Source organism: Pseudomonas sp. GW821-FHT07F01 (assembly GCF_059418825.1).
On sequence record NZ_JBWKQO010000004.1, the window covers coordinates 178539 to 191210 of the forward strand.

Genomic DNA, 12672 nt, shown 5'->3' on the forward strand with positions numbered 1-12672 from the left:
CGGAGAAAAACATGACTATCGAAACATTCACTTGGGTACCCAAGATCGAGCCCGTGGGCAGTGTCGAATTTCGCCTCAAGTCGGCGCGCTTTGGTGATGGCTACCAGCAGGTTGCCCAGGATGGGATCAACAACAAGACCCAGTCCTGGCCGCTGACTTTTGTCGGCGACGACAAGACGATCAAACCCATCGTCGCCTTTATCGACGCCCATGCCGGAGCGATGCCGTTTTACTGGACGCCGCCCTTGGGCGAGCAGGGTTTGTATCGCTGCAAGACTTATCAACCCTCGCCGTTGGGGGCAGGAATTTACTCGCTCAGTGCGACTTTTGAACAGGCATTTCATCCATGAGTATTGATCCAGTCAACATCGGCAGTACGCCGAATGATGGTAGTGGCCATGACCTGCGTTCTGGCGGTGCAATCATCAATGCAAACTTTGCCCAACTCGATGCCCGTACCGCGGCCGCACAGGCGAAAGCTGATGCAGCAGTGCCTGGTTCTGAGCTTGGCGCCCGTGTGCGCTCGACGACGCTGGCTGGCCTGGGGTCGCTGGTTAATGCTGCCATCGTGGCCACGGACACAGTCCTGCAGGCCTTTGCGAAGTTGCAGGCCCAGGTAAATCAGAGCATCAAGAAGGGCGAGTTCGGCCTGGGCAGTGACACGGGCGCCGATGCCGCCGATTGCAACCTGATCACCGAGGGCGGCTACCACAAGGTCACGCCTGCCACCCTGAACCAGCCAGGGCAGGGCGGGTGCTCGCTTGCGCACGTCTCCCACTCCCCTGGCTTCTGGACTCAGCTAGCCTTTGGTCAAGGACCGGGCGCTGCAATGTGGCTTCGCAGCAAGTCCGGTGGAGATCCCGGCTCGTGGGGCCGAGTACTCAAGACTGGCGACTATGGGATTGGCGCAGCAGTCTCGACATACGCTCCTGGCAACGACATAACAAAGAACCCGGTTGGCGGCCTGTACCTATGGGACCCGCAAACAACTGGCCGACCAAATAACAGTGATCATGGCGTAGCCCTGTCGGCTGTCGGCTGGTCGGATAAGTGGGGCTGCAAGCTGATCATGTCTGCCAGCAGCAACTCACTCTGGTACAAACGCCATAGCGATGGGGTTGATCAGCCTGCGGTCAAGGTGCTTCTGCAGGGCGACTACGGCGTAGGTGCTGTGAGGCTTGATTCCTGCGAAAACGCAAACGAAGTGGCGGCCTCTGGCAAGCTGCTTTCGCATCCAGGGACAGCAAACTCCCCAGGGGTGTACGGGGTAATAGATACTGCATTTTATGAGAAGTCATCTGTGAACTTTACGCAGATGATTCACTCAATCACCGGGCAGGGTATTTTTTACCGAAACTCTGTGAACGGGGCTATCTCGCCGTGGGGGACTATCGCAACCTCAAGGGAGGGCTACTCAGGGACCATGGCAAGGTCGCCAGCTGGCACTAATGCCAATGCACTGCCACCGTATAGCCACCGGCTCTGGATTGATAGCAATAGCTCTGGCGGCCCCAGCATTGCTGACTGGCTTATTGACCACACCTTTATCCAGACTGGCTACGCGTGGCAAACAGCGCGTGCGCTCAACCCTAATGTGCCGGGTGTTTACACCAGAGTGCAAAATGCGGGCAATTGGTCCAACTGGGCTCCTCCAACTGAGGCTACAGAGCGCATCGCCAATTCGAACGGGCAGGCATTAAAATTCCCTGACGGGACCATGATTTGCTGGACGGCCAGGAAAAGGACCGTAGTAACCACGATACCTGTGGGTTCGCTTTTCCTTAACGAGCCCGGCAACTCATTTTCCTGGCCTGTGCCATTCGCTGGGGATAGGCCTTCGATAACGATATCTGTAGACAACCCAGCTGTAAGCCTGGGATGGGGGGCGGCGAACACTCCAGCGACATTGAGCGGTATAGCCGATGTTAGATTTCTATCAACTGTCACAGGCGCAAGCGCCGACATTGCCTGTGTTGCTATTGGAAGGTGGAAATAATGAACTTCTATATCACTCTGAGCCCGCAGGCCCAGGTAAGCAATTACACACCTACAACGATATCTGTAAAAGGGGCCGTGATCACGATTGACGGCCAGGACTTCGACCTGTCGCCGATTCCGGTCGGCAGCATGATTGATGGGGCCGACGTTCACGAGGTTATTTTCCGAGGGGGCATCGAGCACCACGAGGACGGGTATCACCTGACCATTCTATTCAGGACGCCACTACAGGCGCCGCGCCGTATGGCGTACCCCGAGACGGTCGTAACAACCGGCGACGGTCCCGTCGACCTTCCACAGCCTGACCAGGAACAAGAACACCCCCCAGTAATCGAGGAGCCGAAAGATGGACCTGTCCAAGATCAAATCGATACCCACCCAGGAGAGCATCAAGAAGGAGCAGAAGACTCGCGAGGCCCTGAAGTGCCTGTCTGATACCGATTGGTATGTGATGCGCCTTGTCGAGATTGGAAAGGCAATACCCGAAGACATCGCTGCCAAGCGCGCTGAAGCCCGCACAACGATCAGCGGAGAAACCGAAGCCCCATAGGCTCCGAAGCAATACCCCACAGGCCCGCCATCAAGCGGGATTTTTTTGCCCGAGGAATCACCATGCCGATCACGGCCGATATCCAGACCCTGGAGCCAGGCGCGTGGGTGGAGCTTTTTGAGCTCGACGCCACCAGCCTTGGCGCCGAGCTTTATCGCTTTCACGGTTACCCCCAGCAGTCGTCGATCTTCTGGCAGGGGCTCGAGTACTCCCCCTGGCCGATTCAGGCCGAGGGTTTTGAAATGACCGGCAAGGGCGCGCAGCCGACTCCGACGCTGTCGGTCGGTAACGTCGGCGGTTTCATCACCGCCCTGGTGCTGTATTTCGAGGACCTAGTCGGGGCACGGCTGATTCGTCACCGGACCCTGGGCAAGTACCTGGATGGCCAGCCTGAAGCCGACCCTGAAGAGGAGTTGCCACCGGACATCTGGTATGTCGAGCGCAAGTCTTCAGAGGACAACGAAGTGGTGAAGTTCGAACTGGCCAGCGCCCTGGACTTCAACGGTGTGCAACTGCCACGTCGGCAGATCGTTGCCAACGTCTGCTGGTGGCTCAGTTGTGGAGGCTATCGGGGGCCTTATTGCGGCTACAACGGTGGCCCGATAGCGGATCTCAACGATGTGATCGTCACCGATGCGGCCAAGGATAAATGCGGTGGTCGGTTGAGCAGCTGCAAGCTGCGTTTCGGTGAAAACAACCCGCTGCCCTTCGGTTCATTCCCAGCGGCCGGGCTGCTACGGAGCTGAGCATGAACAAGGCAAATCGGGCCGCCATCGAGCGCCATGCCCTGGCCGAGTACCCCAAGGAGTGTTGCGGGCTTTTGATTCGCGAGGGGCGTAAGCGGGTCTATGTGCCCTGTCGCAACACCGCTATCACGCCCAGCGAACATTTTCGCCTGGCCCCCGAGGATTACGCGGCGGCGGAAGAGCGCGGCGAGGTACTGGCGGTGATCCACAGCCACCCGGATTATCCGCCGGCTCCCAGCGAGGCGGATCGGGTGGCCTGCGAGGCATCGGGCTTGCCCTGGCACATCCTGGAAGTGCGCAAGGATGATGACGGCACCTTGCGCAAGGGCGACTGGGCGAGTCTGCTGCCCACGGGGTATCAAGCGCCTTTGATTGGCCGAGCTTTTGCCCACGGCATTCACGATTGCCTGAGCATCATCCTCGACTACTACCGTCGTGAACTGGGTATCGAATTGGGTAGCTACCAGCGTGAAGACGGTTGGTGGGACAAGGGCGGCAACCTTTATCTTGAGCATTTGCCTGAGGCCGGGTTCGAGCGAGTCGATGACCTGCGCCAAGGCGACGTGGTGCTGATGCAGATCCGCTCGCCGGTGCCCAATCATGCGGCGGTATACCTTGCCGACGGGGTGCTCAAGAGCGAACCGGAGCACTTCCCCGTGCCAGGCTCGATCCTGCATCACCTTTATGGACGCGATAGCAAACGGGATACCTATGGCGGTTACTGGGATGAGGTAACGGTCAGCATCTGGCGACATCGCCAGCTCATGGCGATGGATTGAAGTGCATCGTCTTTCCTTGAATTCAACCGAGGATCTTGTTCCTGGGAGTGATGTGATGAATCAGCAAAAAATCCGGGTCATCCGTCTCTACGGCACCCTGGGCGCACGTTTTGGTCGAGTGCACAGGCTGGCGGTCAGCAATGCCTCGGAAGCGGTAAGAGCCTTGTGCATCCTGATTCCGGGGTTCGAGGCTTTCCTGATGGAGTCCAAGGACCGCGGACTGACCTACTCGCTGTTTCTTGGGCGCGACAACATCGGTCACGACCGGTTGAAAGCGCCCAGTGGCAACAGCGATATCCGTATTGCGCCGGTAGTGATCGGCAGCAAGCGTTCAGGTGGGCTGCAAACCATTATCGGAGTGGCCTTGGTGGTGGCTGCGTCGTACTTCTCCGGGGGCACGTTTGCCGCTGGTGGCACAACACTGATAGGCGGCACTGGCACCACGGGCTGGACCATGGCCGCGCAGATGGGGATTTCTCTCGCCATGGGCGGGGTGATGCAGATGATGTCGCCGCAACTCAAGGGGCTGGGGGCGATGGACCGTCCCGACAACCGCGCGAGCTATAGCTTTAATGGCGCGGTCAATACCAGCGCCCAGGGCAATCCGGTGGGGCTGCTGTATGGCCAGTTGACCGTTGGCAGCTCGGTGATCAGTGCCGGGATCTATGCCCAGGACCAGCTTTGAACCAGGCTGGGTCTGTCCTTCACCTGAATCCCGCCTCGGCGGGTTTTTTATTGCCAGGAGAACCCCATGGGCTTGGCCGTAGAACGACAAAAGATGCAAACCGTGCTGCTGTCCGGCTCCCTGGCAAGGATGTTTGGACGGGAGCATCGGGTGGCCATTGCTGGTGGCTTCAAGGAGGTGATGGGGTACTTCCGTCAGTTCCCCGGTTTCGAGCGCTATATGGTGCAGAGCGCTGACAATGGGCTGCGATTCGCCGTGTTCAATGGGCGGCGCAACCTGTCTGAAACCGATATTCACCAGCCTCTGGGCAAGGAGGTGATCCGTATTGCCCCGGTGCTCAGTGGCTCGAAACGTGCCGGTGGGTTGCAGACCATCCTGGGTGCAGTGCTGATGGCCGTGGCTTATTTCAACCCCTTTGGATACCTGACCGGCCCTGCTGCCTCGTTTCTGTTTATGACGGGGGCGAGCATGGCGATGGGGGGCGTCATGCAAATGCTGGCGCCTCTACCAAAGGGGCTCGCTGCTCAGGATCGGCCGGAATATCGCCCCAGCTACAGCTTCAACGGCCCAGTCAACACCAGCGCCCAGGGTCATCCAGTGGGCCTGTTGTACGGTCAGTTGACCATCGGCAGCGCCGTGATCAGTTCCGGCATCTACGCCGAAGATCAACTTTAACTCCTCCTGTCTTCAACCTGCCTGCCGTTGCGCGGGCCTTATTTCGCCTGAAGGAAAGCCATGACTGACCTTACTCTCGCTGGCAGCAAAGGCGGTGGCTCCAAGCCCCGTCCCTCCGTGGAGGCGCCAGACAGCCTGCAAAGCACGGCTTATGCTCGGATCCTCGATCTCGTCAGCGAGGGCGAGATCTTGGGATTGAAGAATGGCAAGCGCTCGGTGTTTCTCAACGAGACGCCCCTGGCCAACGCCGATGGCAGCCTGAACTTCTCCGGGGTCACCCTCGAGACCCGCAATGGCAGCCAGGACCAGACCTACATCCCGGGATTCCCGGCGGTGGAAAACGAATCTTCGGTGGCGGTGGAGTTGCGCAGTGACCAGCCCTGGAGCAAGGCCATCACCAACCTGCAACTGTCGGCCGTGCGCATTCGCCTGGCGGTCTCGCGGCTGGCGCAGACCAACACCAGCAATGGCGACACCAACGGTTATACGGTGCGCTATGCCATCGACCTTTCCACCGATGGCGGTGCTTTCGTGGAAGTGTTGCAAGCGGCTTTCAGCGGCAAGACCTCGAGCAAGTACGAGCGCTCCCATCGCGTCGATCTGCCTGCCGCTACTGCTGGCTGGACGGTTCGTGTACGACGCCTGACACCGAACTCCACCAGCGGAGCGATCGCCGACACCACCAGTGTCGAGTCCATCACCGATGTGATCGACGCCAAGTTGCGCTACCCCGGGTCGGCGATCATCGGCCTGCAATTCGATGCCTCGCAGTTCCAGTCGATCCCCACCCGTTCCTTCGAACTGCAGGGGCGGATCATCCGCGTACCCAGTAACTACGACCCGCTGACTCGGATATATAGCGGCGTCTGGGATGGCACCTTCAAGTCGGCCTGGACCGACAACCCAGCCTGGATCTACTACGACCTGCTGCTGCACCAGCGCTATGGCCTGGGGCATCTGCTCAACGCCGCCCAAGTGGACAAGTGGGAGCTGTACCGCATCGGCCAGTACTGCGACCAGCCGGTCTCCGACGGCAAGGGCGGCACCGAACCACGCTTCACTTGCAATCTCTACCTGTCCGTTCGTGCCGACGCCTTGAAAGTGCTGCAGGACCTGGCGACCACCTTCCGCGGCATGGCCTATTGGGGCGCCGGTTCGGTGATGGCCGTGGCCGATATGCCGGAAGACCCGGTGTATACCTACAGCAATGCCAACGTGGTCGACGGCAAGTTCGTCTACGGCGGCTCGGCGAAAAAGACCCGCTACAGCGTAGCGTTGGTCAGTTGGAACGACCCGGCCGACTTCTACCGGCAGAAGGTCCAGTATGTCGATGACCCGGAAGGCATTGCCCGCTACGGCGTGCAGCAGACCGAAATCACCGCTACCGGCTGCACCTCCCAGGCCCAGGCCCAGCGCATCGGTAAATGGGCGCTGCTGACCAACCGCCTGGAAACCGAAAGCGTGAGTTTCGCCGTGGGCCTGGATGGCACCCTCGCACGCCCTGGGCAGATCATCCGGGTGGCGGACAACGACAGGGCAGGGCGCCGGATTGGCGGCCGACTGCGTTCCGCGACCCTGGATACCCTGGTGCTCGACGCCGATGTGAAGGCCTATCCGGGGGACACCGTCACCCTGATCATGCCCACCGGCAAGGCCATCTCGCGGGTGATCAAGTCGGTGGGTTATCCACTGACCTGGGACAGCACGGGAATTACCTGGGACAACGGTGACATCACCCTTGATACCACCGGCTTTCCTGCCGAAGTCCAGCGAGTGGTGCTGGAGAAGAAGCTGGAGGAACTGCCGCCAGAGCAATCAATGTGGGCGATCGACTCGCCTACTTTGGCCGCGCAGCAGTTTCGAGTGCTGTCGGTGGCTGAAGACTTCAGCGATGACTCCATCAAATACAGCATCAGCGCGGTCAAGCATGTACCCAGCAAGTTTGACGCGATTGATAACGGCGCGCGGATTGAACGGTCGCCGGTGACAGTGATACCGCCGAGTGTGCAACCACCACCAACTGACGTTCGAGTGAGTAATGATCACTTTGTTGATCAAGGCAGCACAATCAATGTAATGACCATTGAGTGGGCCCGGCCAGCCAATGCTATTGCGTTTGAAGTCTACTGGCGCAAGAACGATGGCGAGTGGTTGTTCGCAGGGCGAACGGGTGGTAATTCCATCGAGGTGTCAGGCATCTATTCGGGCCGCTATGTTGCGAAGGTCAGAGCCATCAGTGCACTGGATATCGGCTCCGTATATGCCGTTTCAGCGGAGACAGTTTTAACTGGAAAGATCACTCCACCTCCGGCTGTTTCATCGTTGACTGCGCAATCTCTAGTCTTCGCCATCAAAGTAAAATGGACTATTCCCGATGATATCAGCGTTGCTGACTTACAGCGAACAGAGATCTGGTATGGCAAGACTAACGATTTGTCCAGTGCGACAAAGTTTGGTGATTACGCGTACCCACAAACTGATTTGACCATTATGGGGCTGGCAGCGGGAACTACTTTCTTCTTTTGGGCTAGGTTGGTAGACCGTATAGGTAATATTGGTGCTTATTCAAAGGCGGTAATGGGGCAGTCTAGTAGTGATGCTGGACCGATTCTTGAATATTTGAATGATCAGATCAGTGAAACTCAACTAAGTAAAGATCTGCTTGAAAAAGTTGAGACGGGTGGCGGCTCCGCGATTCAAATAAAGGCTGTAAAAGACGAATTGGCGGCCATGTATAGTATCAAGACTCAAATGACTGTAGATGGACGGCCTTATTTGGCTGGGATCGGTTTGGGTGTGGAGAATGACAAGGGTATCGTTACCAGTCAGGTGCTGATTGCCGCTAGTCGGTTTGCAGTGGTTGATCCAAATGCGGATAAGGTTTTTTACCCATTTGTTGTTCAGGGTAATAAAGTATTTATTGATAGTGCTTTTATAAGTAATGGGTCAATCACAAGTGCTCAAATAGGTGATTATATTCAATCGACTGACTACGTTCCAGGCGAAGTGGGGTGGCGCTTGAATAAAAGCGGGTCTATTGAGTTTAATGGGCCTGTTGCCGGTGGTGGTCGTCTCAGTATTAATAATCAGTTGATGCAGATTTTTTATGGCGATGGCAGTCTTTGCTTGCGCGCTGGTATTTGGTCATGAAGTTTAGTTGTGCTGCTGGATATTTTTTATGCAACATAGCTAATGTCTGTGGAGGTAGTTATGCCAAGTGGAATCGAGTTCTTCGACCGTAACGGACGCCTCATGATGGACGGTTCTGGACGTTACCCTCGTATAGTCGAGATTATTGACCTATCCGTTGTTGGTACTCCAGGAAGTCGGAGCTATCCGGCCGTTGATCCCGAAACGCTCAACTACGTCCTTTACCAGGGGGGGAACAGAGCGCGAGTTGTAACTGTCGCAAGTTCAACCTTGTATTGGGGGTTTGCCAATAATCTTGGTTATGGTGTTTTTGCTGGTAAGCCTCTACTCGTAGTGGTGTCTGGATGAACGTAGGATTTGAAAGCTTCAATCAGAAAGGGTTCAAAATAATCGGTACTGATTATGCAAACCTTGTCCATTATGGAACCAAGACTCTGACAGTTTTCGGGGGGCAGTACTTAGTGACTGCCGCAGGGCAACGGATCTACTGGGATGCATATGCCGCTATTCCTGATGATGGTTCGGTAATTCGATTTTATCGTGCGGACTTTCCAGTTGTGGAGCAGGGCGGTGTTGTGCGTGCACCTACCGGTAATATCGGAGGTTCGATTATTTGCTATAGCTTTGGCCCAGTTGTAAAGTCAAATGCTGGAGAGGGGGTTGAAGTTTATGGACCAACTGGTGATTTAACATTTAATACTGCAAAGCCTTTCTTGAAGTTAGTTGGAGTTTATGCGGATGGAAGGGCTTCCCTGCTAGGATTTAAATATGGGTTTAGTTATCCGGTCCAAGCTACTGGTTTAAAGGCGCCAAAAGTCGCATGGTCCGTTGGTAATGCTCGTTATATTTATCTGCAACAGCAGTTTTCAAACGGCTCCACCGACTCGTTTGAATATATTTTAGGCTGTAGAGTGGATGATGCTGGGGTCTATAGTAATTATGCCATGCAATACGGTGCGACCATTCGTCGTTCGGGTTGGAATGGTACTTATGATCATGTTCCACCAACAGGTGCAATTCGTATTTTAGTAGCAGATGTTTCTGGGTTGTAAGTGAGATCGCTGCTAATGATGTTGTATCAGGAGGTGGAATTTTGAATGTTAAAAGTTTGATTGATCAAATTGACGAATTTTGTCTCGGTCTGAAAGGTTTGGTTAGTGTCGCAATTGGCTTGAAGGGGGTTGAAAAGTCGCCTCTGGGTGATAAGCCGGTTGCTTATGTAAACCTTGTGGGGGATTTGGTTCGTCAAACTACCCAGCACCCCATCGTTCGAGAGCAGTTTGAAGTGTTAGTTGTTCTGGATGCATCACAGGAACCACTAGTAGCGGCAACCACTCAGCTATATCAATTACGCGCCGAACTCTGGCGTGCCCTGGTCGGTTTCAAACCCGGCGCCGAGTACAACCCGATCCAGTACGACGGCGGCGAGCTGGTGTCGCTCGACGCCACCCGCCTGCTCTACCGCCTGCGCTTTTTCGCCGAGTTCCAGCTGGGGCGCAACCTGTCCGGCCAGCCGGCGGAAACCTGGCATGAGCGTGAACTCGACGGCTTGCCGTCCTTGACCGGGGTCACGGTGCGGGTCGATGCCATCGATCCGGTGGACCCCAATCTGCAACGCCCAGGGCCCGATGGGCGCCTGGAGCTGACTTTTTCAGGAGAGCTGAAGCAATGAGCAAACGCATCACCGTGCTGCCGGTCGCCGGCCGCGCCGTACCGGACCCGGAAGCGGGCGATCTGCTGCCCGCTTCCGGCCGTGAAGTGTCGGACAGCGCCTGGTGGCGCCGGCGTCTGGCCGATGGCGATATCACTAGCAAAGCCGTGAAAGCGGCGAAATCTCAAGGAGCCAAATAATGGCGATCGGTTTCAGCAATATCCCGGCGGACATCCGTGTGCCGCTGTTCTACGCCGAGATGGACAATTCGGCGGCCAATAGCGCGTCCTCGGCCATGCGCCGTCTGATCGTCGCCCAGGTCAACGACAACCAGGCCGGCGACGATCTCGGCAAACTGGTGCTGGTGTCCAGCGTGGCCCTGGCCAGGAGCATCGGCGGCCAGGGCTCGATGCTCGCTTCGATGTACGAAACCTGGCGCAAGACCGACCCGGTGGGCGAGATCTGGTGCCTGCCGCTGCACAGCACCGAGGGCAGCGTGGCCAAGGCCGAGCTGAAGATCAGCGGTAGCGCCGGCGCCGCCGGCCTGCTCAATCTGTACGTCGGTGGGGTGCGGGTGCAAGCCTCCATCGTCAGCGGCGCCAGTGCCGCACAAGCGGCCAGCGCCCTGGCCTTGAAGGTCAACGCTGCAGTAGATCTGCCGGTGACCGCCACCGCGGCCGAGGGCACTGTGACCCTGAACGCCAAGTGGACCGGCGACAGCGGCAACGACATCAGCCTGCAACTCAATCGCCTGGGCAAGAGCAATGGCGAAGAAACCCCGGCGGGCCTGACCCTGGTGCTGGGCAAGATGGCCGGCGGCACCGGTGTGCCGGATCAGGTCGCGGCGCTGGCCGCCCTGGGCGACGAGCCGTTCGAGTTCATCTGCATGCCCTGGACCGACACCGCCAGCCTCAATGCCTGGCAAGCGGTGATGGACGACAACACCGGCCGCTGGTCCTGGGCCAAGCAGCTGTTCGGCCATGTCTACAGCGCCAAGCGCGGCACCGTCGGCACCCTGGTGGCGGCCGGCCAGGCACGCAACGACCAGCACATCACCATCCAGGCCCTGGAAGGCGGCGTGCCGCAACCGGTGTGGGTCCAGGCTGCGGCCCTGGCGGCGCGGACTTCGGTGTTCATCTCCGCCGATGCCAGCCGCCCGACCCAGAGCGGCAGCCTGCCGGGCGTCGACCCGGCGCCGGCCAGCGAGCGCTTCACCCTCACCGAGCGCCAGTCGCTGCTGAGCTACGGCATCGCCACCGCCTACTACGAAGGCGGCTACATGCGCATTCAGCGGGCGATCACCACCTACCAGAAGAACGCCTACGGCCAGGCCGACAACTCCTACCTGGACAGCGAAACCATGCACCAGTCGGCGTTCATCGTGCGCCGCCTGCAAAGCGTGATCACCAGCAAATACGGGCGCCACAAGCTGGCTGCCGACGGCACTCGTTTCGGCGCCGGCCAGCCGATCGTCACCCCGAGCACCATTCGCGGTGAGCTGATTGCCCAGTACGCCAAGCTGGAGCTGGAGGGCCATGTGGAGAACGCCGAACTGTTCGCCGAGCACCTGATCGTCGAGCGCGATGTGCAGGACCCGAGCCGGGTCAACGTGCTGTTCCCGCCGGACTACATCAACGGCCTGCGAGTGTTCGCGCTGCTCAACCAATTTCGCCTGCAGTACGACGCGGCGGCCTGAGCCGGACCTGCATCGCTGCGCTTTTTCAGCCCGCCTTGAGCGGGCTTATTTTTTGGGAGAAACAACATGGGTCAACTGATAGCGGGCACCTGCTACGTCAAAGTGGACGGCGCTCAACTGACCATCAGCGGCGGCTGCGAAGCACCACTGATGGCCGTCAAGCGGGAAACCGTGGTTCCGGGCTTCTACAAGGAAACCGACCTCACGCCGTCGTTCAAAGTCACCGCGCTGCACACCCCGGACTTTCCGCTCAAGCAACTGATCGAAGGCGTCGACATGACCGTCACCTGCGAGTTCGCCAACGGCAAGGTCTACGTACTGGCCGGTGCCTACCTGGTGGACGAGCCTATTGCCAAGGGCGACGACGCCAGCATCGAGCTGAACTTCGAAGGGCAGAAGGGGACCTGGCAATGAGCAACACGGTGAAGCTGCAGGTGCCCATCGAGGCCCACGGCGAGCCCCTGGCCGAACTCAGCCTGCGCCGCCCGACGGTGCAGGAAGTACGGGCGATCAAGGCGCTGCCGTACAAGATCGACAAGAGCGAAGAGGTCAGCCTCGACATGGACGTCGCGGCCAAATACATCGCGGTCTGCGCCGGCATTCCACCGTCCTCGGTGAACCAGCTCGACCTGGTGGACCTCAACGCCCTGAGCTGGGCGGTGGCGAGTTTTTTCATGAGTGCGGCATCGCAGCCATCGCCGACCTGATCGCTGTCGCCTATGACCTGGCCTGGTTCTGGAAG

14 protein-coding genes are annotated in these 12672 nt (G+C 58.2%); all 14 read left to right on the forward strand.

Features of this window, described 5'->3' with window-relative positions; all coding sequences use genetic code 11:
• Positions 1–11 precede the first annotated feature (11 nt).
• The 14 genes from AC07R1_RS15100 (at position 12) to AC07R1_RS15165 (ending at position 12637) form a co-directional block, all read left to right on the forward strand.
• On the forward strand, positions 12–350 hold the full coding sequence (locus AC07R1_RS15100; protein ID WP_047284133.1) for a phage tail protein: 339 nt from the start codon (positions 12–14) through the stop codon (positions 348–350).
• Entirely contained in the window at positions 347–1996 is a 1650-nt protein-coding gene (locus AC07R1_RS15105; protein WP_495110661.1) for a pyocin knob domain-containing protein, read from the forward strand. Before AC07R1_RS15100 ends, AC07R1_RS15105 begins: the two co-directional genes overlap by 4 nt.
• Positions 1996–2433: a hypothetical protein gene (locus AC07R1_RS15110; protein ID WP_495110662.1), complete on the forward strand. Its 438-nt coding sequence runs from the start codon at positions 1996–1998 to the stop codon at positions 2431–2433. Before AC07R1_RS15105 ends, AC07R1_RS15110 begins: the two co-directional genes overlap by 1 nt.
• Before the next feature lie 177 nt (positions 2434–2610).
• A complete protein-coding gene (locus tag AC07R1_RS15115) occupies positions 2611–3294 on the forward strand; it encodes a phage minor tail protein L (RefSeq protein WP_495110663.1) in 684 nt (227 codons plus the stop codon).
• A gap of 2 nt (positions 3295–3296) precedes the next feature.
• On the forward strand, positions 3297–4073 hold the full coding sequence (locus AC07R1_RS15120; protein ID WP_495110664.1) for a C40 family peptidase: 777 nt from the start codon (positions 3297–3299) through the stop codon (positions 4071–4073).
• A gap of 55 nt (positions 4074–4128) precedes the next feature.
• Positions 4129–4758 (forward strand): tail assembly protein, encoded by a 630-nt coding sequence (locus tag AC07R1_RS15125; RefSeq protein WP_019093173.1) that lies wholly within the window; start codon positions 4129–4131, stop codon positions 4756–4758.
• A 66-nt stretch (positions 4759–4824) separates the two neighbouring features.
• Positions 4825–5433 carry a tail assembly protein gene (locus AC07R1_RS15130; protein WP_019093172.1) on the forward strand — a complete coding sequence of 203 codons (609 nt, stop codon included), beginning with the start codon at positions 4825–4827 and terminating at the stop codon, positions 5431–5433.
• Between the two features lie 60 nt (positions 5434–5493).
• On the forward strand, positions 5494–8583 hold the full coding sequence (locus AC07R1_RS15135; RefSeq protein ID WP_495110665.1) for a TipJ family phage tail tip protein: 3090 nt from the start codon (positions 5494–5496) through the stop codon (positions 8581–8583).
• 344 nt (positions 8584–8927) lie between these two features.
• Positions 8928–9635 carry a hypothetical protein gene (locus AC07R1_RS15140; protein ID WP_495110666.1) on the forward strand — a complete coding sequence of 236 codons (708 nt, stop codon included), beginning with the start codon at positions 8928–8930 and terminating at the stop codon, positions 9633–9635.
• Positions 9636–9676: 41 nt separating this feature from the next.
• Positions 9677–10255 carry a phage tail terminator protein gene (locus tag AC07R1_RS15145; protein ID WP_495110667.1) on the forward strand — a complete coding sequence of 193 codons (579 nt, stop codon included), beginning with the start codon at positions 9677–9679 and terminating at the stop codon, positions 10253–10255.
• Positions 10252–10434: a DUF2635 domain-containing protein gene (locus AC07R1_RS15150; RefSeq protein ID WP_011059562.1), complete on the forward strand. Its 183-nt coding sequence runs from the start codon at positions 10252–10254 to the stop codon at positions 10432–10434. Before AC07R1_RS15145 ends, AC07R1_RS15150 begins: the two co-directional genes overlap by 4 nt.
• On the forward strand, positions 10434–11930 hold the full coding sequence (locus AC07R1_RS15155; RefSeq protein ID WP_401028466.1) for a phage tail sheath subtilisin-like domain-containing protein: 1497 nt from the start codon (positions 10434–10436) through the stop codon (positions 11928–11930). Before AC07R1_RS15150 ends, AC07R1_RS15155 begins: the two co-directional genes overlap by 1 nt.
• A gap of 66 nt (positions 11931–11996) precedes the next feature.
• Positions 11997–12344 (forward strand): phage tail tube protein, encoded by a 348-nt coding sequence (locus tag AC07R1_RS15160; RefSeq protein ID WP_011059564.1) that lies wholly within the window; start codon positions 11997–11999, stop codon positions 12342–12344.
• On the forward strand, positions 12341–12637 hold the full coding sequence (locus tag AC07R1_RS15165) for a phage tail assembly protein (RefSeq protein WP_011059565.1): 297 nt from the start codon (positions 12341–12343) through the stop codon (positions 12635–12637). Before AC07R1_RS15160 ends, AC07R1_RS15165 begins: the two co-directional genes overlap by 4 nt.
• The last annotated feature ends 35 nt before the right edge of the window (positions 12638–12672 follow it).